Source organism: uncultured Campylobacter sp. (genome assembly GCF_937980635.1).
Classification (GTDB): domain Bacteria; phylum Campylobacterota; class Campylobacteria; order Campylobacterales; family Campylobacteraceae; genus Campylobacter_B.
This window is the reverse complement of record NZ_CALJPG010000022.1, coordinates 109,609-129,877: the sequence shown is the minus strand read 5'-3', so window position 1 is coordinate 129,877 and position 20,269 is coordinate 109,609. Positions and strand designations below refer to the sequence as shown.

Below are 20,269 nucleotides of genomic sequence, written 5' to 3'. Positions count from 1 at the left end.
CGTATATGGCGATCATCAGGATCGCAAAGCCCGCGCTAACCATCACCTGCTTCAGATGGCTCAATATCGATCGCGTCATCTTCCACCTCCAACGAAATCGCGCTAAATCGCGATAAAATTTCATCGGCGCTCACGGCGTCGCGCGGCATAAGCGCCATACGATCCAGCATCTTATCCTTGCGAGTAGTGCTAAGCGTAGCTATAAATTTCATCGTCTCTCTCTCCTCTCTTGAAATGATCTCTCCGTTTCGTTTTTTCTCTAAAATTTCCCGCGCCTCGCTCTCAAAAAATTGATATGAGCTAGCCATAAGCACGTCGTTTCGCTCAATATCTACTTTGGTGTTTTCCACTACAGCCTTGAGACTGGAGTTGCGAAGCATATCTCTTACGGGTTTATCCTCGCTCATAGCCAAGGTAACTTTGTTTTGCAGGGCCTGCACCCAGCCGAATTTCTTTTTCCATCTGCCTATCGCGCTCATAGAGCTTTTCAACCCCATATCGTGAAGCTTTTTAGCTAAAGCCCGCTCCGATATAGGGGTGAAATCATTCTCTAGGTTCGCGCTTTGGATATAGATGTCAAAGGCTTTTTGTTGTATCTCGTTCATAGTTTCCACTCTCGCGCCCTCTCTTTCGCTTCTGTCCCAGCTGTCCCACTATCGCAAAAAAATGCTGACCCGCTCAAAATCCCGTATAGTGGACGTTTGCGGCGTGGCTGTCCCTTTAAGATTGCAAATCGTGGGACAAAGGTCAATAACCTAAAAAGCGTTGTTTGCTTCCTTAAGGTTTCTTTCTGTCCCATCATTTTCCCTATATAATCGGTAGAAAAAAATTTAAAAATCAAAGGCAGATTAAGTTTAAATTCAGTAATAAAAATATATGAATATATAAGCGAAAATGGTGGGACACTGGGACAATGAGCCCCTAGAGCCGATTTTAGCGCAGTTTCGCCGTCCCGACATCGAATCAAAATAGTGGGACGATAGAGGGACAAAAGCCCGTATCGTGGGACAAGGTTATTCTTCATCATCGCTTCTTGCCCCTCCGATTTGATATTCGCTTAGGGCGCCGATTTCTATAAAACTGCCGTCCACGTTGATTTTGTTAAAATCCAAATTTTCATTCGCCCGGATCCCAAATACGCAATGAGGCCTATCGCCGCTTAGTCCCGCCAAAGGATATGGCATTCGTCTTCTTCCGCGTGTAACCTTGATATTGTTTATCGTGCATTCGTCGATAAAATTTGCATAAAAATTTTTCTCTTTCTGCGGGGTGCCGCCCTTGTCCTCGATATATGTTTTGTAGAGGATATACAGGTATTTATTAGGAATGAAGTAATTTTCATCGGGGATGACGGCATCTCTTACGAAAGCCCGCATAGGATTGACGTCGTCCCTATATTCCTCAAGCTCGCTCAGCATTCGCTTGGAGTGGGTAAATTTACCCTGCTTTACGAGGCGCATAAGCCCGGAAAGAGCAAGGTTGAAAATCCCCGCCATCTCGTCGTTAAAGCGGTCGCTAAGCCCTCTAATCTTTTGCCCGTCTTTGATCTCCTTATCGAAGCTAATAAGCACCATTCGGCGAAGCGTTGCGTTATCCACGCCCTGTTTAGGCTTGGCGTTTCCCGAAAAGGCGAGTTTGGGCTTTTCATTCGGCAAAAGGTTAAAAGGCTTCTCATTTTTTGGGTTTATCATAATTTGGTCCTTCGTGGATACGAGGGCTTTTAGGTTTGCAAGCTGGCCCTTGTCGGTGCCATTCTTATCAATCTCAGTTCCAATGTTAATGAGTTTGTTTGAAAGTCCGTAAAGCTGGTGCCCCTCGAACTGCTGAAGCTGGAGGCTTGAGACGTTGTCTTCGCCGAAAAAGTTGCGAATAGTATCTAGGATAACGCTCTTGCCGTTCGCACCGCTTTTGCCGTATAAAAACAGAAAGCTTTCGAATTCGTGGCTCGGCAAGAAACAGTATCCGATAAACTCCATCAAGGTCTTGATGTCGTCCTTGTCCGCTAAAATTTGGCGTAGAAATCTATTCCATTTCGGGCAGGTAGCGTTTTTGTCGTATGCAAAATCCAAGATATTAAGTGCGCCGTCACCCTTTTCGTGGCGCGATTTAAAGGTGATGTTTCCATACTTCGAGATAAAGATCGTGCCGTTGGTTAAATTTATAACTCGCCTTTGCTCGTCGCGTTTGATCGTATCGAGCGGGTGAGCCTTGTTAAGCAAATTTTCAATGATCTTCGTGGAGTTATCCACGCTCTTTTTCTTCACGTCCACGCAAGCCCTCGGCATCCAATACTCTTGCAGGAAGTGATTTAACACGCGCAGATCGACCCTAGCGTAGTGCGTTTTCGTCCAGAAATACAGCTCTCCCTTGTATTGCGCGAAAGGATAGCCTAGCTTCTCTACCGAAGCGAGGAAGCTCTCTACCATATCCACGATGTGGGTTTGGTGGTAATTCGTAAGCACGGTCTTGTTGATCTGAAGTAGCTTATCAAACGTCGCGCTATACTTATCCCAATCTTTTTGGGCGATCTCGCCTATGAGCGCGCCGTCGAAAAAAGCTCTCTTGATCCTTTCGTAGGTATCGCTATCTGATTTCTTGAGCGCCTTGGCGTTTTTTAGGATAGTATTGATGTAGGGTTCGTCCAACTCGCCCCTGACGGTGAATATATTGACGCAGTTGCCGTCCTTATCGGTTAGCAAAAACTCGTCAAAAATTTCATCGAAATAGTGCACGATCTTGCCGCGTCGGAAGGGCGCCAGCTTCTCGCGCAAATTCGGAAAATAATCGCAAATCTCATCGATCACGATGTTTGTCGGCTCGAAGCAGCTAAACGCCAGCAGATCAAACATATTGTCATTTGTGATCTTTGAGGTATGGTTGTAGAGCCAATCGCTGATGTCATATTTTTTATTCAGGTCTTTTTCGAGCATATAAAATAGCACGATATGGGTGCTTCGCGCTACAGGCTTGATTTCGTAATACCTTTTGATCGCGTTTTCATATCCCGCCTCGTCGTGGTCAAACCAGATATAAACATCTTTGCCGCGCAGCAACTCCAGATACTCGTCCCATCTGCTCCCCGCGCCGCCCAAAGTTAGGGCGTTTACGTTGAAGCTCATCAAATTCAAGGCGTCTTTTTCGCCCTCGCAGATGATGACGCGATCGTCCGGGTTATCTAAAAAATATCTAATCGGAAACGGCGCCGCTGCGGCTCCGCTCTCGCCTATCCATTTGCCGCTCATACGCTCGGAGCTTACGGCGCGAGCCTTGGCATCCCAAGCAAATTTTTCTCGGTATTTGATATTTAACGGCATGCCTCGCTCGTCGCGAATGATGATCGCTATGCTTTGATGCTCGTGCGAATATCCTATCGCGTCCTTGGAATAGGTCAGAAAGGTAGGGGCTTCATAGTTTACGAAAATTCCGCGCAGCCCGTTTTCTATGAGCGTCGGTCTTATGGCCTCAAAATTTGAGACAAGCTCCGGCGCGATGGACGCAATGCGAGCTCGCATCCTTTTTTCGGCGGTGGCCCTCTTGGCGGCGTCCGCTTTTGCGCGGGCTTCGTTTTGCTCTTGTAAAAGCTTTGCTCTAGCCTCGATCTGCGCCTTTTGCTCCTCGCTGAGTTCGCCCTTTTTGATATTGTGCGGAATGCCGAAGTATTCGCACACAGCAGCGGCGGCATCAAGCGGAGGGATGCTCTCTTTCATCTCCGTAAATCTCACGATATCGCCGCTAGCTCCGCAAGCGAAGCAGTGGAAGAAAGCTCCGCCGCTCTTGCCGTTTGCGACGCCGAGGCTCGGCGTGTCGTGGTCGTGATCGTGAAAAGGGCAGAAGCCGTTAGCCGTGCGGCCCTTAAACTCTATGCCGTATTTTGAGCTTATATAATCCCTAAACTGCTCTTTGTCGATCGTCTCTCTTATCGTTTGAAATATATTATTCTCCATGTTAATATCCCACTTCCGCGAATAGATTGTTTTGTCTTATAAAAATCCCTAGAAGCTTTGCTACGACACGAGCAAAGTCCGGGTTTTTGAACTTGAAATTTCTGAAATAAAAATAAACCGCATTGATGTTTTTGCCAGTGCGGCGAGATATAAATTTGGCTATCTCCTTTTCGCTATCGGCACACTCTAAGGCTCTGTAATAAAGCTCTGCGATGTCGTCAAAATGAGGACATTTGTAGTTTTGTCTCACGTATAGATGCCCGTCTTGTCTATAAAACCTATCGTCGCGCCCGGTCCTTCGGTCGAAATAGGATAGGTTTTGCAGGGCCTTGCGCGGGGTTTCGTAGGTGGCGCAAGCGGACTCCAGAGACATAAACTCTCTCATAGCCCGCCGCCCTCTTTGTAAAGCGCGTATCCGATAAGCTCTAAAAGGGCAAGGCAAAGCAGGGCTACCGCCCAATCCGCAAAACCCATCTCAAGCAAAACCTCTAACATCTCCGCCCCCTATAAAATTTTCATATCCTCGGTAAATTCGATCTCGTAGATCGGACCGACGCCGCTTTTGAGCCAATCGATATTGACGTGTAAATTTTCTTTAAGCGCATACGCCCATTCAAGCAAGAAAGGGTATTGTCCATCTTTCGCCCGGTTGTAGAGGTGGCGCGAAGTGTGAAGCAGCTCGCAAAACTCTCCGAGCTTGAGGGAGTTATCGAGCCTCACTGCCTCGGCTCTTTGCGCCGGGGTGCTAAGGGTGCTAAGCAGGACGTAGTGTTTTGACATAATCAATCCTTACGTAATAAAGCGAGAATTTTTTCGATAGGATCGGAGACGCTTTGAGGACTAAAAGCCCGTATAAGCCCGACTTTTAGCTCTTTATCCGATATTTCTGCGTCGGGATCGCGAGAGTTCAAAACTGAGCGAGCCAAATTAATTTTACGCTCAGATCTCTCCATATCGCGACTAGCCTGCGCCAGATCAAACTCAAGCTTGGCAATTAGGGCATCGAGCCTTTTATACTCGCAAAGCTCCGCTTCTAGCCAATATCTAACTACCTCTACGGGTAGTTCTTTTTCAGTAGAAATCCCATCGTCTTCGCTTAAAGCAAACGCCATCTTTTTTCTTGCTTCCTCTTCGGCTTTAAAGGCGTGTTCTTCAAAAAAATCAGTTTGCGGTTCTGGAAAGAGCAGCGCTATTATCCTCTGCCATTTTTGCGGGACGGCTTTTTTGCTTATCCATTTATCTATAGATGCTTCTGTTGTGCTTAATGCTACAGCCAGCTGTCGGTCGGTTTTTATTTTCAAACGAGACTTTAGTCTATCTAGCTCCTCTCGCACCGTCATTTCTCTATCCTTATCGCCTGAAACGAGTAGCGCATCTGGGCGTATGCCGAGGGCTAGTGCTATCTGTGTGATCCTTTTTTCGGGGATATGCCCTCTAGTTTTCCAACCCGTCAATGCCTTATACGGAATCCGCAAAAACTCGCTAAGCTCCGTATCGGTTTTAACGCTGGCAAAGAAGCACGCTTTTGCTAAAATTTGGTCCACTTCGCTCATCGCAGATGCCCTTTTTGTAAATTTTCTTTTAACGCCTTTCAAAAATTATGGTATAATTTGCATAACATTTAAAAAAAAATCGTAAAGGAATTATACCTCGTTTTTCCTTGAAAATCAAGGTATTAGTAGGAAATTTCCGCAGAAGGAAAAAATATGAATGAAATAAACGAGATTTTAGGGAGATTGAGATTCCATTTCGGAGTAAAAAATGATACCGAGCTAGCCGAAGTTTTAGGTATTCCTTATAAAACATTAGACGGTTGGAAGACGAGAAAGTCTATACCTACATCAAGGTTACAAGACATAAGTAATAGCGAAAAACTATCCTTGGATTGGATAATGAAAGGCGAGGGGCTAGGGAGCACAAAAGCTCTTAGGAGATGGTGGGACGGCGGCAAACACAACAAAGAGAACGCGGACGTTAAACTCGATGGAAATATACGAGAAGTTAAGGGGGCGGATATCGACCTAGAGGCTATAAGAAGCCAGAGCGGAGAGATCCCGCTAAGATATTTTGAAAACGTTACTGCTAGCGCGGGATACGGTAGCCAAAACAGCGACGAAAGCTTTGAGCCGCTAAGCGTTAGCGCCGAATTTTTAAGGGCGGTATTCGGTATCACGGCAGCCAAATACGGATACGATATGATAAGGATATTCGGCGATAGCATGGAGCCTTTCGTCCAAAACGGCGATATTATATTCGTCGATAGGCAAAAGGAGATAATGAGCGGGGATGTCGTTATAGCGGAGGTCGGCGAGGATACTTTTATAAAAAAGTTTCTGCGCGATAGCGTGCATAAGAGCATCAAACTTACTTCGCTTAGCGATTTTTATCAAGACATCGTGTTAAAAGATGATGAGATTAAAAATTTGAAGCTACTGGGAAAGATCGTCTGCAAATTCTCTATAAATATAAAGGTGTTTTAAAATGAAAAAGATCGCTTTAATTTTATGCGTGATGCTAAATTTTGTCTTTGCAGAATGTAAGTTATACGAGAGCGCAGATAAAATGACCGATGAAAAATTTCATTGGACGAGTTGTGGAGACGAGACTTTTAATATAAACGTTTTTCATATGAAAAAAGAGATACGTCCGCAAAAAACCAATATGTATATCATAATATCCGATAACATAGACGGATTTCTTGTCGAATACACAAGAGGAAACTTTGGCCATCAAATAATAAGGATAAGGATCGATAAAAATCAATTCTTTGATGTAGATGCAGAGATAATGTCCGGATATTACGGGAAAAACACGAGGGCGTCTTTTTTTATAAGCCCAGATCAACAAAAGCAACTAATGGAGGGCAAAAAAATATTAGTTCGATATATTACGGGACAAAACGGGGTGAGCACCGAGAGCATAGATATTTCAACTATAAAAACCCCAAAACAAGAGGATAAAAAATGAAACAGGTTATTCTGGCTTTAAACGGCATCGGCATAGTTATTGCACATCTAATAGGCGCCATAAATACTATAATCGGAATGTATAAAATCTACGATAGCATTATTGCCGCAGTTATAGGTGGTCTTGTTAGCGGTATCCCGTTTATATGGCCTATTCAGCATTTATGGTTTGCGGGGCTTGAATATTATAAACTTGATAAGCTCACTATTCACGGAGAGATCGCTATAAGTGTATGGCTTTTTATTTTTGGTATATCTATTTTGGCTCTATTTATGAAAGAAAAAAATCAATAAAAATTTTTACAAAGGATGGAATATGAAAAAGCTATTTTTACTTTTTATTTTTTGCATATTTGCCGCAACGAACGCGGGTGCAGCGCAGCGGGTGGGCGGCTATACAAAGCGGAACGGCACTTATGTGATGTCGCATCACAGAAGCTACAAAGATAGCAGTAGGTTCAATAACTACTCTACGAAGGGAAACCGCAATCCCTACACCGGAAAAAGGGGAAGCAAAAGCCCCTATAAAACAAAGAGCTATAGAACCAAAAGGGGCTGATGTTTAGCGACAAGAGGAAATTTACAAAAACGACCGAAGGTTAAGGATTTTTTGGTAAAATTACTTTCCATAATAAAATTTCAAGAAAGGATGAAAGATGGGCGAGACATTAAGATATATTGCTTCAGGATTTAGAAATGCTTTTACCACCTTCCCGCTTGAAAGCGATATGATCTATAGGGCGGGCGACCTATCAAGGAGAATATACAAAAAGAGAATAAAAGAGCTAGAGAAAAGATATGGCGAAGAGCAGATCAAAGAGAAAAAATCCAAGAAGCAATCATCCGCAGGCAATAAATAGCCAGCCGATTCAAAACTATATAGATAAGGCAGTTCAGCAAAATTTAAATATAAACGTTATCCCTTCGGAACTCAACCAGATTTTGCAAAAGGATCCCAATTACGCGGAAAGGGCTATGCAATACCTAGAAAACGATCAGAAGCATAGGCATGAAATCGAGGATAGAATTTTAGCCGTCGAAGAGAAGGAACAGAGCTTAAGAGCGCAGGAGGCGCCGCAGATTGTAAAGTTTAATCTAAGGGGACAAATTTTTGCCACAATTATTATTTTGTCCCTGGTCGGCTCTTTATTTTATAGCATTTACAAAGATTATTATTGGATAGCCGGCGGGAGTATCATCGTGACGATAATCGCTATTTTGCCTCAATGGTTTAATAAAGACAGAAAAAAAGCAGATCCAAACGAAACCGACCGAAAATAATTAAATTTATTTGCATATGAAATTTACAAATAAAAATCCATTTTAAAATTTTGCGCTAGCTAATCCGAAGCGATTACATAAGCTTCCTATAAGTAAAAATCTATATAATATAATTATGAAATATATAAAATTTACCTTCGATAAGCGCAAGGCCGAGATCAATTTAGCCAAACACGGCGTAAGCTTTGGCGAAGCAAAAAGCGTCTTCGCCGACGAGTTTGCGCGCGTGATATTCGACGATGAGCATTCGGAAGACGAGGAGCGATTTATCATTTTAGGTATGAGCGCGCGAGCGAGAATTCTCGTCGTGGCGCATTGCTACCGTGAAAAGGACGAGGTCATCAGAATCATATCGGCGCGCAAGGCCACCGCTCGCGAAACCAAGCAGTACGAGGAGTTACGATGAAAAAAGAGTATGATTTTAGCAAATCGGTTAAAAATCCGTATGTAAAAAAGCTCAAAAAGCAGATCAGCATAAATTTAGACGCCGAGACGATCGAATATTTTAAAGCCCTTGCCGATCAGAGCGGCGCGAAGTATCAAACGCTTATCAATATGTTTTTAAGCGAATGCGCGGCAAAGGGGCTAAAACCGAATTTTTTATAAATTCGCCCTTAAAACGCGCGCCCTCGCTTTGTCCGCATTTCATCGGCGCCGCCGAAGTTTAAATGGCTGCGGCGGCGGATAGTTAAATAATCGAGACGTCGAGCTTCTTGCCTAGCGCGCTTACCGCAGAGCTTAAGGTGCTTAGGGTAAGAGAGCTATTTTTTGGATTTAAAAGCCTAGATACGACGGCTCTGCTGGTATTCATACGCTGCGCGAGCTCGGTCTGCGTAATGTTTTGAGCCCTCATCTCTTCTTCAATCTGATAAGCTATAACGCGCTTTATCGCCACGGCTTTCGTCTGTTCGTAAAACCCATCCTCTTTCAAAAAATCATCAAACGAACTTAAATTTTCCACTTTCATATTCACTCTTCCTTCTTTTGTTGCTAGCCTTACTTTTACTCTAATTCCCTTGCGCGCTTGCTCGCCAGATCGACATCCTGTTTCGGCGTCTTTTGCGTTTTCTTTATAAATCCGTGAAGCAGCACCATATACCCGCGCTTCACGATAAAAATCACTCTTGCAATCTTTCCGTCCGAAATATCGCTACGCACCTCATAAAGTCCATTTCCTAAACTTCTACACACGGGCATCCCGATCGGGTAGCCGAACTCCACCGTCGCAATATCCTCTCCTATGATCCTGCGATCCTCTCTATCCAAACCCAACAACCACTCCCGCACAGGCTCATTGCCGCTTCCGCTTTCATAAAAAACAGCCTTAACTCTTTTCATGGCAGTAATTGTATCAAAAAAGATACAAAAAAGCAAATCGCAGTATAGAAAAATTAGGACGCGGGGGAATAAGCTATCCAAAAAATAGGGTCAAATCCGGGCAGGATACGCCCTTTTGCGGAGTAGAAAATGCCAAACGACGAAGATTACTCGCTGATCGAGCGTGCTTTTAGCGACCTTGAGGAGCAGGAAGAGAGATTTCTGCGCTGCGAACGAGCATATCGTGCAGTTTATAAAGAAGACAACCGCACGAGCAAGCGCAAGAGCGCGGAGCGAAGCCGCTCAAAGCTTTACGTCCCGCTCGTAAAAACCACCGTAAATATCATCCATAGCGTATTCAAAACTAGCTTTATGAGCGACCGCTGCCCGATCGAAGTAAAGAGGGTAGGACTGCGAAGCGATCACGATCTAATCCTGCAAAACGCGCTTACGGCGGTGCTGAAAAACTATTGGAAAAAGAAAGAGCATCGCGTGGGGCTGTCCAAAGCCGTGCTTAGCGCGCTGTATCTGCCGCTGGGTATCGTCAATCTATTTTATGACAAAACAGCCGCGCAGATCCGCACGAAATTTATCCCGATCACCGATCTGGCGTTTGATCGCCACGCAAGCGACATCAACGACATCGAATACGTAGCCTATAAATATAACCAATCGGCAAGAGAGATCAGAGAGAAGCTGGAGCGCAAATTTTATAAATCCAAAGACCGAAACGTGATCGCACAGACCACGGCAGGCAGCGAGCGCATAGCGATGCGAGATCTGTATGTCAAAAGCCGCGAGCAGGGGCGGATCGTGTGGAAGCTCAAAACCTACGCAAACGGCACTCTCGTGCGCGAAGCGACATTTTCCCGCCTGCCGTTTCACTACGGATATTGCATCGAAACTACGCCTAGCATAAACGAGGACGAGCGCGAGGATGAGATAGCAATATACGGCTCGTGTATCCCCGAGATCGTTTGGGAGCTGCAAGAGGAATACAACATCAAGCGCAATCAAAAGATCGACATCACAGAAAATCAGATCGATCCGCCTTACGCTATCGATAAAGACGCAGGCAGCGTAGCGATCAGCGACATCACGGCTCGAAAGAAATTTATCCGCACAAGCCCGGGACCGGGCAGAACGGTTAAGGACGTCATCACCGTAATGAGCGAGCCCGGCACCTATGGGCTAAGCGAAGAGATCGCGATGCTAAAGAACGAATACGAGATCGCGACGGGCGTAAACAGCGTAATGACGGGGCAAACGAGCCCAAGCGATCGCAGAGCCACGAGCGCGCTTCAGGCGGTCAATTCTGCCTCCGGCACGCGAATAGAGAGCATGCTTCAAACCCTGCTCGATACGATGCTGCAAAGCTACGCCGAACATTTCGTCTGGCTCATCTACAAATTTACGAGCGACGAAGAGTTTATGCGGATCACGGAAGATCCACAGATCATCGAAAAGATAGGCGATCGCAGCGCGCCGCTTGATTTCGACGTCAACGTAAATTTCGGCACCACCATCGCAAACGAAGTCAAGATCGGACAGCTCAACTCGCTAATGCAGGTCTTGGCGCAGGCAAATATGGCAACCCCGGCTATCTCAGGGGAGATCATCAAAGAAATTTTAAACCTAATTCTCGGCGAAAACGCGCCTATCGAGGCGATCGACGAGGCTATGGCGCAGATGCAGGCGGCACAACAAGCCCAATTACAGGCGGCGCAGCAGGCGGCAGCGCAGGACGCGGCTGATGATGAGGGCAGCGCTACGCTGGACGTTTCGGATAGGGACGAACACCCTCCGAGCGACGATGAACTCGATCGCGCGGCGCTGCTAAACGGCGGGATTTGAGATGAAAAACGAGTTTAAAAAATTTAGGACGCGCAGAAATAGAATCATTAAAAATTTTCAAAGGAGAAGGCTATGAAAAAAAGCGACTATGTGGTGCTCGGCACGATAACCCATATGGCTTCTAATGGGCTGATGGTGTTTTCAAACGGCAAAAACACGGGGCAGATCTCGGACGGAAAGATCGGCGACGTAATCGTAAGACGCAAGGATGAAACGGGGCTTGAGGTGCAAATTTTCAGCCCCGAGGAGTGGGCCGCCGTAGGGGCCGAAGAGAAAAAATCCGACAAGGACGGTAATGCGGGCGACAAAAAGTCCGACGCGAAAGCGAACGAGGATCTTTCAAATTTGGGCGGTAAAGCAAGCAAGGAAGGAGAGTAGAGATGGATCCGGATATCTATGATGACGATTTGGACGAGGGCGTAACAGATCCAGCCGCTGCGGACGATAAGGGGGAACCCGCCAAGGATACGGGGGGCGAGCCTAAAAAATCCGCCGCGCCTCGCGACGACAAATCTACAAAAGAGGAGCCGAGCAAAGGCGCGGAGCCCGGCAAGAAAGAGGGTGTCGGAGGCAAGGTGCTAAGCGACGAGGAGTATCAAAGCTTCCGCGCGATGGAGCAAGAAAGGCAGCTCAAAGAGCTTGAAACGGATTTCAAAAAGGAATACGGGGACTTCAATATGCAAAAAGTCCTCGACAAGATGTTTGAGCTCGATGAAAAGGACAAGGGGTATTTGGAGAAAAATTTCAACCCTACGGGGATCGAAAACGTCTATCTCAAATACTTCAAAGGGGCGCCGCAGGACGACGAATACGACGTAGTCCACGGCAAGGGCGGCAGTGCTATCGACAGAGGAGAGATGGCGCGCCGAATCAACAAGGGCGAGATCAGCCAAGAGGAGAAGCTCGCCTATCTCAGCAAGATTTACTAAAAGGAGAAAAAGATGCCAACTATCAGAGATGGACTCATTAGCTCCGATGAAGCTTTCGGCAAGTCGGGGGTTGAGTTTTGGAATACGATCAAAGAGATCGGATGGAAGAGCACGCCGTTTCTTACGGCGATCGGAATGGGTGCGCCGAGGGACAGGAGCTCCAACGCAGCTCTTGGTCATACTTGGATGTATGACGAGACGCCCGACGGTGATCTAAACAACGCTCACATGGAAGGCGGCGCTCCGGCTGCGCTGAAATACGTGATCGGCGGCAAGCTAAGCAACCACTACCAAATTGTGAAAGACACCTACGGCGTCAGCGGCACCGAGGAGGACGGCAAAAGAGTGGACGGCTCAATGGTGCTCGCTCGTGCGGGCGATCTTGCGGGCATCCGCCACAAGCAGACGATCGAGAAGATTTTGCTTAGCGATCAGGCGGCTCTTGCGCGCGTCAATACCGGCGGATCAAAGGCTGCGGGAAAGTGCGGTGGACTGAAAAGCTTTGCCACCGTAGCAAACACGATAGACGCGAAAAACGCCACGCTAAGCATGCAAACGCTAAGAGACGCACTCAAGGTGGGCTTTAAGAAAAATCGCCCGTATGATTTCATCCTAGTAAACGACAAGCAGCTCGATAAGATCATGGATCTCATCGACAAGATCAAGCAGGTAAACAATACGGTCGATTATCTCCACGACAAAGTCCAGGCGATCGACTCTCAATACGGCGACAGCGTAAAAATCCTGCTAAGCCCGGAGCTTGCGGATACGGAGCTGATCGCATTCAGAAGCGACGACATCTACAAGGTGGACTGGAGAAACACTAGAAAAAGGGAACTTCCGAGCGAGAACGACGAGATCAAAAAGGAAATTTTGACCGAATTCACGCTTCGAGTTTGCACGCCGGTGGCCTTTGCTTGGGTGAAGAACCTAGCGGCCTAAAACACGGGGGCGGGCAAGCCTGCCCCAAATAAGGATAAGAGATGACTTTTGCAAATTTTAAGGAAAGACTGCAAATCGCGACCCGCCCGGACGTCTTGACTCCGAGCGACGAGGAGATCAAAACGTTGATGGGCGAAGCGGCGCTTGAGATTTGCAAGGCTATCACTCCGCTTGAGATGATCGAGATAGATCATCGCAGCTTCGAGGTGGCGTATCATCTCAAAAAAGACTACTTCGTGCGGAAATTTAAGCTTCCCGCAAAGGATAGCGACGAGATCGATTTCAAAGACGAAAGTTTGATAAGCGCTCTGCTTTACGGAATCGCCGCAAAACGCGGACGAGACGATTTCTATCAAAAATATAGGAGCTTTTATCAAAGATCGCTCTGCGAATACGAGCTAAATAATTTCGATGAAAACACGCCCAATCTGCCTATCGCGCTGGCAAGAAGCGGATATCTAAAGCCCTACGGCGTCGATTACGCGCTCTCTAGCATATATATCTTTGCGCCGGAGTTTCTTTCTAAGCTTGATTTCTGGCTTGCAGACGTTGCCCGTGCGCGCAATCTTTCGTGGCGAAACTTCATCTATGACTTTATTAAATTTCAAAACAAGCAACTCGATCGAGCCGATCTGGCGGCGCTGGATAAGATAATGAAAGAGAAGGTAAAACCGTAATGGCGGATAAAGAATTTACTCAAATTTGTAAGGAAATTTTGGCTGCCTCGGAAAAAATATCGCCGCTTGCCGAGCAGGCGGGGAAGCTCGTAGAGCAGATAGAGCAGCAGAAGTCAGATCTGCAAGCCGCCGTAGCTTCCGCGAACGAAGCGATGAGAAAGGCTCTGCAAGGCGCAAACGAGCAGGCGACGCAGATCCTTTCGGCGGCACAGACCCAAGCTGAGCAGACCGCAAAGCAAGCCAAAGAGGCAACCGAGCAAAACGCCGCGAGCGCAAAGAGCGCGCAACAAAAAGCGGCGGAGATCCTCGCATCCATAGAAAAACTTCAGGAGCAGATCAAATCTACCGCGGACAAGGTAGAAAACGCGGGCACGCTTCTTACGGAGCTAAACTCGCTTAAGGAGCAGATTAAAACCCTGCTTCAAAACGGAATCATCAACGATACGGCACAAAGCGCCACTCAAACTTATAGCTCGAATTTGATCGAGGGGAAGTTAGCGACCAAAGCGAGCACGGGGTATAGCTACTCCAAGGCGGAGGCGAATGAGAAATTTAACGGCCTTGCGCAGGGTATAAACACCGCAATAAGTGCCGCCGCGGCGGCTCAAAGCAGCGCAAATAGTAAGCTTGGCAAAGACGAGCAAGCAGCGGATAGCGCAAAATTAGGAGGCGTGGAAGCCGAGAAATTTCTGCGCGCCGACGCAAAAAGCGTCGCGGCTCTGGGCGTCGGCATCGGCGCGGACGGATCGGATATCGCGCCGAGCGGAAACGATCTGCGGGTTTTCAGCGCCAAAAAAGGAGGCAAGGTCATCCTGCGCGGCACCGGAAGCGACGCCGTCGCGCGCGATATAAAACTCAATCCGAGCAATGCCGTAATCGAGCTTGGCAATTTCAAATTTCAAGGAAACCTCGGTGGAGCGAGCGCCGTTTTTGATCAGATGGCGCTGGTGCCGTTTTTTAAGGCGGATAATCTCTGGCGCGCCGTAAGCTTCGCAAAACTTGCAAGCGCGGTCTATGACGCAAATGAAACTGAGATCGCCAAGGAGCTCGGTAAAAAGCTCGGTAAAGACGAAGCCGCGTCTGATAGCGCGAAACTAATCGGCGTGGAAGGGGCGAATTTTCACCGCAAAGACGGCGCGAACGGCTCAAAAATCACAACGATAACAAGCCTTGAAGTGGATTTGACTCAAGGCGATAATTTCGTTCTTAATTTAAGTGCTCCCGGCACGCTCGCGCTAAAAAACGGCACGGTCGGACAGAGCGGTGCGATCGTCGTTAATAATGCAAATCACGTCAGCGCATTCAACGGAGCGCTTAAATTTCGAAAGACGCCGACAAACTTGAGCGGCACGGAAGTTTTTGCTTACTTCGTAGTTTCGGAAAACGACATCAGAATAGGAAGGGTGTGAGATGAAAATTCTATTTTTTGTAGCAATGATAGCAGCTATAGCAGCCGTAGCGATATGGATGTCGAAACGGCGCAAAGGCTCGGCAAGACCGAGCGAAACGGATCAAAAAAAGGATGACGATATGACTCATATACTTATGCCGGCTGGCGGCGCCGGAGATTTTAGGGGGCTCGTGTATCAAAATAGCGGCAGCATTACAGAGATGGATACAGGGGCGAAAATCGCGCTTAATAATCTCAACGACGGTTTTAACGGCACGTTAGAGCTAAGGGCGATCTGTATAGATGTGGCAGAAGCCCAGCACAGCAAAGGCGCCGCATCCCCTCTTTCGGTCGATATCGCGGTAACAAACGGCAACGGCTTTGAGCAAAGCAGCGTGACCGGCGATGACGGCTATACCGAGGTGCCGGTGGATATTACGATCTCGATCGCTAATAAAAATCTGGTATTGCAAAGTAGTCCGTTCGGAACAGTCGTCGGCTTCAGAAATATCACTATCACGGCAAAGGATTAAGCGATGCTTACGAGTAAACTCTATCTTTACATCATCGGCGCGTTGATCGTAGCCATCCTTGGGTTGCTGGCCCTAAATCACTCCAGAGCGGGCACGATCGAGGATTTGCGAAACGAGCTTGCCGCCGCTACCGCGCAGGGACAAATTTACGCCGCAAATTTGAGCGAATGCAACGCAAAGATCGATCTGCAAAACGCGCAAATAAAAGCAATGGCGCTTGCCAACGCAAACTTAAAAGCCCGCGAGCCTATCATCAAAAAAGAGATAGAGACGAGATACAAGCCAATAAATGTGCCGATAAGGGACGCAAAATGCGAAAAGAAGCTGAAATTCTATGAGGAAATATTCAGGGAGATGGGCAGATGAAAACAGGACAGCTATATATGCCGCAGTATTCAAAGCCTCTGTGGAAAACATTTTTGATGGACAAAAACTACCAAAAAGAGCTGGCTAGGCACAAGCGAGAATATATCATCAGATTTATTCTTTTTCTGATAGGGCTGGCGCTGTGCGTTTCTCTTAGTGGGTGCGCGAAGCAAGAATCCCTAGTAAGGACGGAATATAAGGATGTCCTCGTTCCGATAAGGTGCAAAGTGAGCCTCCCTGCAAAGCCTAAATTTGATTCAAGCAATATGCAAAGCGCGGTCGAGCTGGCAAAATACTATCAAACCTGCGAAGCGCTCCTGAAGGAGTGCGCGAATGTGGGGGATCGATAAAGAAGTGTGGAACTACATACTTGTAGGGATCATAAGCTTCTTGGGCTCGATGCTGGGGATCGGTAGCGGAAATATGAAGCTGCGAGGATCGGGCGGACAAAAGGTCATATCGTGGCTGGTAGCGGTAGGCTCATCGATGCTGTTTGCCTTTGTGAGCTACGCGGTGCTGAGCGAGTTTATGCCCGGCAGTCCTAAATCCTGCATAGCCCTAAGCGGAGCGGTGGCTTGGTTCGGCGCCGATTGGGTCAGAGCAAAAATAAATAGCTTCTTGTCAAAGAAGATTAAAAATTTAAAAGATACGGATTTTGGAGGATCGGAATATGAAGATAAAGATAAATAGATTCAAGAACATTCACGACGGCACGATTGGGAAACTCACGATAACGGATGACGGAAAAAGGCTTTTTGAGTGTTTCACCCTAGAGCCAGCGGGCGCAGATACTACCGAGCGCGGCAAGGACAGACGGATTCCGGCGGGCAGGTATCAAATGGAGTGGCACAACAGCCCGAGTCAGAAGCGAATGTGTCCACTTCTATGGAACGAGAGTGTGCCGAAAGATAGATATATTTTGATCCATACGGGCAACTGCCCACAAGAAACATCAGGGTGTATCCTTGTAGGCGACGGGCACAACGCCGCGGGGGTTACGAACTCGGTAAAAACCTATAACTCTTTTTTCAAAATTTGCATAGGCAAACACATAGAATTTATCGAAATCACGAGCGAGGAGGGGATATGAGCCTCATCGAAAATATCAAAGCTCACGAGGGATTTAGCACGCGAATATACAAAGACAGCGTAGGCAAACCCACCGTGGGATACGGCTTTTTGGTAGCCGCTCTTAGTCCCGACGAACTCAAGCTCAACGGGGGCAAGGCGGAGCCGATGAGCCGCGAAACGGCAGAGAAAATCCTAAATTTGAAAGTTGCGAAGCTTCAAAAGCGGGTTTTTCAGTGCCTGCCGTGGCTGGCTAGCAAGCCACAGAGCGTGCAAGACACTCTAATCGAAATGGCGTATCAACTAGGGCTTGCGGGGCTTATGGGCTTCCGTCATACTCTGGGCTGCATAGAGGCGGGAAACTACGCTCAGGCGGCAAAAAACCTACGCGCAAGCCTGCTGTATCGCCAAACCCCAAAAAGGGTTGAGAATTACATAAGGGGGCTGCGAGATGGCTGATTTCAAAGAAGCGTATAGCGAGCTTTACAGGCGCGTGCTCGGCGATACTATGGCGAACGACACGCCGTATCAAAAATTTACCGCCAAGATCGATGAGTATTTTGAGAAATACGGGCTCGCAAACGACAAAAAATTTGAGATGCTTTGCAGCACCCTCGTCTCAATGACGCAGAGCGTAACGACGAGCAGCCAAGAGATCGCTCTGCGGCTTCTAAGCGAAAGCGAGGAGCTTCCTTTGCGAAAGCAACAGCTCGAAGCTCAAACGAACTTGCTCGGCAAGCAGATAGAGACCGAGCAGCTAAAGATCGATCTGCAAAGGCAGCGAATGCCGCTTGAGATAGAGCAGCTCAAGCTTCAAAAAGATATGCTCGCAGCTCAAATCGACAAGACAAGGGGCGATCTAGCCCTTGCCAAGGCGCAGCAAGATGCGATAAATAGGCAGGTCAAGGACAACCGTCTAATCAAAGGCGGCAGCGTGATCGGCGACTTTTTGCAAAACACGCTCAACGGCGGCTTGACGGTGCCTGCGGATATGAACAAGGTGCTTTTTAACATCATCGCCACTCTGCTCAAAGATGAGCTGACGAACATCATGCCGGGGAACTTTGAGATCAAAAAATGAGAACCTTCATCGCCGTAAACGATAGCTTAGACATCGCCTCTCGCGATGACTTCAACCCCGTAAATCCTCTTGCGGGGCAGAACTTCGATATATTCTACGCAGGCAGCGCGGGATATATCGCAGGCACGAAGCCCTCGCCGAACCTAGAGGGGCTCTTTATGGAAAACGGCTCGGTAAGCCTTAGCGATACGATTTTGTCTCTAAATGAGGACTTTGCGGCGTTTGCGCTAAGCCCGATTTCGAGCGAGCTGAATATAGGCGGACAGGGCAGCGCGGCGTATGAACATATCAAACAGGCGGTGCGAAAGCTACAGCTAGGATTCGGACTATTGCAAATCCCGCAAAGCTCCTTTTCTTCGTCCGCCCCCTCGGGCGGCGGTGGCACGGGCGTGCGCGAGATTGAAAGCGAGAATCTGCGAAGAATCGCGGGTGAGATCGGGCAGTATTACGGCGGCGCTACGGGGCGCTATTTCGCCGAATCGCTGATCGATTGGAAATTTAGCTCGGACGCCCTCGTGGACGCGGTATTTCAAGACACGATAGGCGCGATCGCGGATTATGCCGGCAAATTGATCTCAAGGGGCGGCACGATAGCTTCAAATATCGGCAGTTTCGGCACGAGTTTTTTAATAAAAGAGCTGCTTACAGAGATCTACGAGGTCGCCACGGGCAAAGATTTAAGCTTCGGCTTCGGCGGAGAAAGGCTGGCAAATTTAAAAACGGGCGGCGCGGGGCTGAACGTATATTCAAAGCCGCTAAGCTTTAGCGAGTGGCTGGATTCGCTCTTTAGCAATACCACCGAGCTCGTGGATTCAAATTTAAGACCGGTCGGAACCTACAACTCAAGCACGGGGACGTATTCGCTTTTCAGCGGTGCGCAATTTAACGCCCGGGGCGAAAGTATCGGCTACGTAGGCGGCGCGGCTTTTGGTTTGGCGCTCGCGACTCTGGGCTTTGGGTATGCGCTTAGCGCATTACAGGCTCGCTCGTCCGCGGCGCTTGCCTCTGCGGTTTCGCTCGGCGCGATGGTGGCGGGCTTTGCCGCCGCCGCGCAGGTGCAAAAGCCTCTAACCTACGGCGGATATACCTACCAATCAAAAACGAATGAGTGGCGAGCTCCGAGCGGAAAAAGCATAAGCACGAACACGCTTGCGGGGGAGGGACACGTAAAGGGCGGACTCGCTAACCATCCGATCGATCAGTTTGAGGAAACGCCCGATGACGAAATGGATCGCGCCGTCCAATCGACGTGGAATTTTAATATGTATTGGGAGATAATGCCGTGGAAAGAGATCCGCCCGGTTCTTCGGCTTATGGATCTCGATCCCGATGAAGTGCTTAATGCGCTAGAAGCGCTTGCTCTATTTTATCAAAATCTGTCTCTTTATACCAGTTCGCCTCAAATACGAGCGGAGGCGGAAAGAGCCAAGATGGACGTCGATGCGGCGATAAGGCAATTTTGGATTGCTAGATCGGAGCAGGAAGAGTTCTTGATAAATAGGATTGCAAGATACCAAACCAAGCGCCGCCGCAAAAAAGGCGGCAAAAGCGAACTATACCCCATAATTTATTTATAAATTCGGCGTGCCGAAGTTTATAAAAATGAGGATTTTTGGGGTTAAGATCGATAGAAATTCAGTATGAAAGGATAGAAAATGTGGGATTGGCTAAAAAACGTCAAAGGTAGCGACGTATTGACCGGGCTGGGCGCGTTGGCGGGCGGCATCGGCAACGCCTACGCCGCAAGGCAGCAGGCCAAGGCTGCGGAGCGGACATACAATCTCAATGCGGATCTTCTTCGCGAGGAGAGGGCGAGAAAGAAGCAGGCGCAAGCGGCGCTCAATAGCGCTTGGGACGCCTCGCTGTGGAACGCGACGCCGTCCGCATCCACCATCTAGGGCTAGAAATTTATAGGGGCGGA

General features: G+C 47.9%; 30 protein-coding genes. 23 read left to right on the top strand and 7 right to left on the bottom strand.

Going from position 1 to position 20,269, the window contains the following annotated elements:
- Positions 1-35: 35 nt before the first annotated feature.
- The 5 genes from Q0460_RS06290 to Q0460_RS06270 all read right to left on the bottom strand — a co-directional run bounded on the left by Q0460_RS06290 (position 36) and on the right by Q0460_RS06270 (position 5,497).
- Complete coding sequence (locus Q0460_RS06290) at positions 36-614, bottom strand: hypothetical protein (RefSeq protein WP_297988251.1); 579 nt, start codon at positions 612-614, stop codon at positions 36-38.
- A 399-nt stretch (positions 615-1,013) separates the two neighbouring features.
- Positions 1,014-3,944, bottom strand: coding sequence for a phage/plasmid primase, P4 family (locus tag Q0460_RS06285; protein WP_299085965.1), 2,931 nt, complete (start codon positions 3,942-3,944; stop codon positions 1,014-1,016).
- A 1-nt stretch (position 3,945) separates the two neighbouring features.
- Complete coding sequence (locus Q0460_RS06280; RefSeq protein ID WP_297988255.1) at positions 3,946-4,329, bottom strand: hypothetical protein; 384 nt, start codon at positions 4,327-4,329, stop codon at positions 3,946-3,948.
- Between the two features lie 119 nt (positions 4,330-4,448).
- A complete protein-coding gene (locus Q0460_RS06275; RefSeq protein WP_297964733.1) occupies positions 4,449-4,724 on the bottom strand; it encodes a hypothetical protein in 276 nt (91 codons plus the stop codon).
- A gap of 2 nt (positions 4,725-4,726) precedes the next feature.
- On the bottom strand, positions 4,727-5,497 hold the full coding sequence (locus Q0460_RS06270; RefSeq protein WP_297964732.1) for a helix-turn-helix domain-containing protein: 771 nt from the start codon (positions 5,495-5,497) through the stop codon (positions 4,727-4,729).
- Positions 5,498-5,650: 153 nt separating this feature from the next.
- Between Q0460_RS06270 and Q0460_RS06265 the strand changes: the two genes are divergently transcribed.
- The 8 genes from Q0460_RS06265 to Q0460_RS06230 all read left to right on the top strand — a co-directional run bounded on the left by Q0460_RS06265 (position 5,651) and on the right by Q0460_RS06230 (position 8,797).
- Entirely contained in the window at positions 5,651-6,424 is a 774-nt protein-coding gene (locus Q0460_RS06265; protein WP_299085962.1) for a LexA family transcriptional regulator, read from the top strand.
- 1 nt (position 6,425) lies between these two features.
- On the top strand, positions 6,426-6,911 hold the full coding sequence (locus Q0460_RS06260; protein WP_297987986.1) for a hypothetical protein: 486 nt from the start codon (positions 6,426-6,428) through the stop codon (positions 6,909-6,911).
- Positions 6,908-7,204 (top strand): hypothetical protein, encoded by a 297-nt coding sequence (locus Q0460_RS06255; protein WP_297921101.1) that lies wholly within the window; start codon positions 6,908-6,910, stop codon positions 7,202-7,204. Before Q0460_RS06260 ends, Q0460_RS06255 begins: the two co-directional genes overlap by 4 nt.
- Before the next feature lie 22 nt (positions 7,205-7,226).
- Entirely contained in the window at positions 7,227-7,469 is a 243-nt protein-coding gene (locus tag Q0460_RS06250; RefSeq protein ID WP_297987984.1) for a hypothetical protein, read from the top strand.
- A gap of 97 nt (positions 7,470-7,566) precedes the next feature.
- Positions 7,567-7,770 (top strand): hypothetical protein, encoded by a 204-nt coding sequence (locus Q0460_RS06245; RefSeq protein WP_297921095.1) that lies wholly within the window; start codon positions 7,567-7,569, stop codon positions 7,768-7,770.
- On the top strand, positions 7,709-8,191 hold the full coding sequence (locus Q0460_RS10640; protein WP_367178669.1) for a DUF2335 domain-containing protein: 483 nt from the start codon (positions 7,709-7,711) through the stop codon (positions 8,189-8,191). The genes Q0460_RS06245 and Q0460_RS10640 overlap by 62 nt, the downstream gene beginning before the upstream one ends.
- A 115-nt stretch (positions 8,192-8,306) precedes the next feature.
- Positions 8,307-8,597 (top strand): BrnT family toxin, encoded by a 291-nt coding sequence (locus tag Q0460_RS06235; protein WP_297921088.1) that lies wholly within the window; start codon positions 8,307-8,309, stop codon positions 8,595-8,597.
- The gene (locus tag Q0460_RS06230; protein ID WP_297945481.1) at positions 8,594-8,797 is read left to right on the top strand and encodes a BrnA antitoxin family protein; all 204 of its coding nucleotides are present in this window, start codon (positions 8,594-8,596) and stop codon (positions 8,795-8,797) included. Before Q0460_RS06235 ends, Q0460_RS06230 begins: the two co-directional genes overlap by 4 nt.
- Before the next feature lie 82 nt (positions 8,798-8,879).
- On the opposite strand, the gene Q0460_RS06225 is transcribed toward Q0460_RS06230, so the two are convergent.
- Together Q0460_RS06225 and Q0460_RS06220 are read right to left on the bottom strand one after the other, a co-directional pair.
- Positions 8,880-9,158 carry an XRE family transcriptional regulator gene (locus tag Q0460_RS06225; RefSeq protein ID WP_297987981.1) on the bottom strand — a complete coding sequence of 93 codons (279 nt, stop codon included), beginning with the start codon at positions 9,156-9,158 and terminating at the stop codon, positions 8,880-8,882.
- 35 nt (positions 9,159-9,193) lie between these two features.
- Positions 9,194-9,529, bottom strand: coding sequence for a type II toxin-antitoxin system RelE/ParE family toxin (locus Q0460_RS06220; protein ID WP_297987979.1), 336 nt, complete (start codon positions 9,527-9,529; stop codon positions 9,194-9,196).
- 129 nt (positions 9,530-9,658) lie between these two features.
- On the opposite strand from Q0460_RS06220, the gene Q0460_RS06215 reads away from it, so the two are divergent.
- The 15 genes from Q0460_RS06215 (at position 9,659) to Q0460_RS06145 (ending at position 20,246) form a co-directional block, all read left to right on the top strand.
- On the top strand, positions 9,659-11,362 hold the full coding sequence (locus tag Q0460_RS06215; protein ID WP_299085957.1) for a hypothetical protein: 1,704 nt from the start codon (positions 9,659-9,661) through the stop codon (positions 11,360-11,362).
- Positions 11,363-11,434: 72 nt separating this feature from the next.
- Positions 11,435-11,740, top strand: coding sequence for a hypothetical protein (locus tag Q0460_RS06210; RefSeq protein WP_299085955.1), 306 nt, complete (start codon positions 11,435-11,437; stop codon positions 11,738-11,740).
- 2 nt (positions 11,741-11,742) lie between these two features.
- Positions 11,743-12,291 (top strand): hypothetical protein, encoded by a 549-nt coding sequence (locus Q0460_RS06205; RefSeq protein WP_299085953.1) that lies wholly within the window; start codon positions 11,743-11,745, stop codon positions 12,289-12,291.
- A gap of 12 nt (positions 12,292-12,303) precedes the next feature.
- A complete protein-coding gene (locus tag Q0460_RS06200; protein ID WP_299085951.1) occupies positions 12,304-13,233 on the top strand; it encodes a DUF5309 family protein in 930 nt (309 codons plus the stop codon).
- Between the two features lie 41 nt (positions 13,234-13,274).
- Positions 13,275-13,910, top strand: coding sequence for a hypothetical protein (locus Q0460_RS06195; RefSeq protein ID WP_299085949.1), 636 nt, complete (start codon positions 13,275-13,277; stop codon positions 13,908-13,910).
- A complete protein-coding gene (locus tag Q0460_RS06190) occupies positions 13,910-15,319 on the top strand; it encodes a hypothetical protein (protein ID WP_299085946.1) in 1,410 nt (469 codons plus the stop codon). The genes Q0460_RS06195 and Q0460_RS06190 overlap by 1 nt, the downstream gene beginning before the upstream one ends.
- 1 nt (position 15,320) lies before the next feature.
- The gene (locus tag Q0460_RS06185) at positions 15,321-15,833 is read left to right on the top strand and encodes a hypothetical protein (RefSeq protein ID WP_299085944.1); all 513 of its coding nucleotides are present in this window, start codon (positions 15,321-15,323) and stop codon (positions 15,831-15,833) included.
- A 3-nt stretch (positions 15,834-15,836) separates the two neighbouring features.
- The gene (locus tag Q0460_RS06180; RefSeq protein ID WP_299085942.1) at positions 15,837-16,199 is read left to right on the top strand and encodes a hypothetical protein; all 363 of its coding nucleotides are present in this window, start codon (positions 15,837-15,839) and stop codon (positions 16,197-16,199) included.
- The gene (locus Q0460_RS06175; protein ID WP_299085940.1) at positions 16,196-16,549 is read left to right on the top strand and encodes a hypothetical protein; all 354 of its coding nucleotides are present in this window, start codon (positions 16,196-16,198) and stop codon (positions 16,547-16,549) included. The genes Q0460_RS06180 and Q0460_RS06175 overlap by 4 nt, the downstream gene beginning before the upstream one ends.
- Complete coding sequence (locus Q0460_RS06170) at positions 16,533-16,889, top strand: hypothetical protein (protein WP_298054211.1); 357 nt, start codon at positions 16,533-16,535, stop codon at positions 16,887-16,889. Before Q0460_RS06175 ends, Q0460_RS06170 begins: the two co-directional genes overlap by 17 nt.
- Positions 16,870-17,289, top strand: a complete 420-nt coding sequence (locus Q0460_RS06165; protein WP_299085937.1) for a DUF5675 family protein — start codon at positions 16,870-16,872, stop codon at positions 17,287-17,289. The genes Q0460_RS06170 and Q0460_RS06165 overlap by 20 nt, the downstream gene beginning before the upstream one ends.
- Complete coding sequence (locus Q0460_RS06160) at positions 17,286-17,726, top strand: glycoside hydrolase family protein (RefSeq protein WP_299085935.1); 441 nt, start codon at positions 17,286-17,288, stop codon at positions 17,724-17,726. The genes Q0460_RS06165 and Q0460_RS06160 overlap by 4 nt, the downstream gene beginning before the upstream one ends.
- Positions 17,719-18,348, top strand: a complete 630-nt coding sequence (locus Q0460_RS06155) for a hypothetical protein (RefSeq protein WP_299085933.1) — start codon at positions 17,719-17,721, stop codon at positions 18,346-18,348. The genes Q0460_RS06160 and Q0460_RS06155 overlap by 8 nt, the downstream gene beginning before the upstream one ends.
- Positions 18,345-19,925, top strand: coding sequence for a hypothetical protein (locus Q0460_RS06150; protein WP_299085931.1), 1,581 nt, complete (start codon positions 18,345-18,347; stop codon positions 19,923-19,925). The genes Q0460_RS06155 and Q0460_RS06150 overlap by 4 nt, the downstream gene beginning before the upstream one ends.
- Before the next feature lie 78 nt (positions 19,926-20,003).
- Positions 20,004-20,246 (top strand): hypothetical protein, encoded by a 243-nt coding sequence (locus tag Q0460_RS06145; RefSeq protein ID WP_297921036.1) that lies wholly within the window; start codon positions 20,004-20,006, stop codon positions 20,244-20,246.
- Positions 20,247-20,269: the final 23 nt, after the last annotated feature.

Excerpts from the sequence above, each read along its gene's own strand:
- Q0460_RS10640 (WP_367178669.1), top strand. The coding sequence starts at position 7,709 with ATGGCGAAGAGCAGATCAAAGAGAAAAAATCCAAGAAGCAATCATCCG.
- Q0460_RS06250 (WP_297987984.1), top strand. The coding sequence starts at position 7,227 with ATGAAAAAGCTATTTTTACTTTTTATTTTTTGCATATTTGCCGCAACG.
- Q0460_RS06170 (WP_298054211.1), top strand. The coding sequence starts at position 16,533 with ATGTGGGGGATCGATAAAGAAGTGTGGAACTACATACTTGTAGGGATC.
- Q0460_RS06255 (WP_297921101.1), top strand. The coding sequence starts at position 6,908 with ATGAAACAGGTTATTCTGGCTTTAAACGGCATCGGCATAGTTATTGCA.
- Q0460_RS06265 (WP_299085962.1), top strand. The coding sequence starts at position 5,651 with ATGAATGAAATAAACGAGATTTTAGGGAGATTGAGATTCCATTTCGGA.
- Q0460_RS06225 (WP_297987981.1), bottom strand. The coding sequence starts at position 9,158 with ATGAAAGTGGAAAATTTAAGTTCGTTTGATGATTTTTTGAAAGAGGAT.
- Q0460_RS06165 (WP_299085937.1), top strand. The coding sequence starts at position 16,870 with ATGAAGATAAAGATAAATAGATTCAAGAACATTCACGACGGCACGATT.
- Q0460_RS06175 (WP_299085940.1), top strand. The coding sequence starts at position 16,196 with ATGAAAACAGGACAGCTATATATGCCGCAGTATTCAAAGCCTCTGTGG.
- Q0460_RS06245 (WP_297921095.1), top strand. The coding sequence starts at position 7,567 with ATGGGCGAGACATTAAGATATATTGCTTCAGGATTTAGAAATGCTTTT.
- Q0460_RS06285 (WP_299085965.1), bottom strand. The coding sequence starts at position 3,944 with ATGGAGAATAATATATTTCAAACGATAAGAGAGACGATCGACAAAGAG.
- Q0460_RS06205 (WP_299085953.1), top strand. The coding sequence starts at position 11,743 with ATGGATCCGGATATCTATGATGACGATTTGGACGAGGGCGTAACAGAT.
- Q0460_RS06190 (WP_299085946.1), top strand. The coding sequence starts at position 13,910 with ATGGCGGATAAAGAATTTACTCAAATTTGTAAGGAAATTTTGGCTGCC.
- Q0460_RS06230 (WP_297945481.1), top strand. The coding sequence starts at position 8,594 with ATGAAAAAAGAGTATGATTTTAGCAAATCGGTTAAAAATCCGTATGTA.
- Q0460_RS06220 (WP_297987979.1), bottom strand. The coding sequence starts at position 9,529 with ATGAAAAGAGTTAAGGCTGTTTTTTATGAAAGCGGAAGCGGCAATGAG.
- Q0460_RS06275 (WP_297964733.1), bottom strand. The coding sequence starts at position 4,724 with ATGTCAAAACACTACGTCCTGCTTAGCACCCTTAGCACCCCGGCGCAA.
- Q0460_RS06270 (WP_297964732.1), bottom strand. The coding sequence starts at position 5,497 with ATGAGCGAAGTGGACCAAATTTTAGCAAAAGCGTGCTTCTTTGCCAGC.
- Q0460_RS06210 (WP_299085955.1), top strand. The coding sequence starts at position 11,435 with ATGAAAAAAAGCGACTATGTGGTGCTCGGCACGATAACCCATATGGCT.
- Q0460_RS06215 (WP_299085957.1), top strand. The coding sequence starts at position 9,659 with ATGCCAAACGACGAAGATTACTCGCTGATCGAGCGTGCTTTTAGCGAC.
- Q0460_RS06235 (WP_297921088.1), top strand. The coding sequence starts at position 8,307 with ATGAAATATATAAAATTTACCTTCGATAAGCGCAAGGCCGAGATCAAT.
- Q0460_RS06280 (WP_297988255.1), bottom strand. The coding sequence starts at position 4,329 with ATGAGAGAGTTTATGTCTCTGGAGTCCGCTTGCGCCACCTACGAAACC.
- Q0460_RS06260 (WP_297987986.1), top strand. The coding sequence starts at position 6,426 with ATGAAAAAGATCGCTTTAATTTTATGCGTGATGCTAAATTTTGTCTTT.
- Q0460_RS06185 (WP_299085944.1), top strand. The coding sequence starts at position 15,321 with ATGAAAATTCTATTTTTTGTAGCAATGATAGCAGCTATAGCAGCCGTA.
- Q0460_RS06150 (WP_299085931.1), top strand. The coding sequence starts at position 18,345 with ATGAGAACCTTCATCGCCGTAAACGATAGCTTAGACATCGCCTCTCGC.
- Q0460_RS06160 (WP_299085935.1), top strand. The coding sequence starts at position 17,286 with ATGAGCCTCATCGAAAATATCAAAGCTCACGAGGGATTTAGCACGCGA.
- Q0460_RS06180 (WP_299085942.1), top strand. The coding sequence starts at position 15,837 with ATGCTTACGAGTAAACTCTATCTTTACATCATCGGCGCGTTGATCGTA.
- Q0460_RS06145 (WP_297921036.1), top strand. The coding sequence starts at position 20,004 with ATGTGGGATTGGCTAAAAAACGTCAAAGGTAGCGACGTATTGACCGGG.
- Q0460_RS06195 (WP_299085949.1), top strand. The coding sequence starts at position 13,275 with ATGACTTTTGCAAATTTTAAGGAAAGACTGCAAATCGCGACCCGCCCG.
- Q0460_RS06155 (WP_299085933.1), top strand. The coding sequence starts at position 17,719 with ATGGCTGATTTCAAAGAAGCGTATAGCGAGCTTTACAGGCGCGTGCTC.
- Q0460_RS06200 (WP_299085951.1), top strand. The coding sequence starts at position 12,304 with ATGCCAACTATCAGAGATGGACTCATTAGCTCCGATGAAGCTTTCGGC.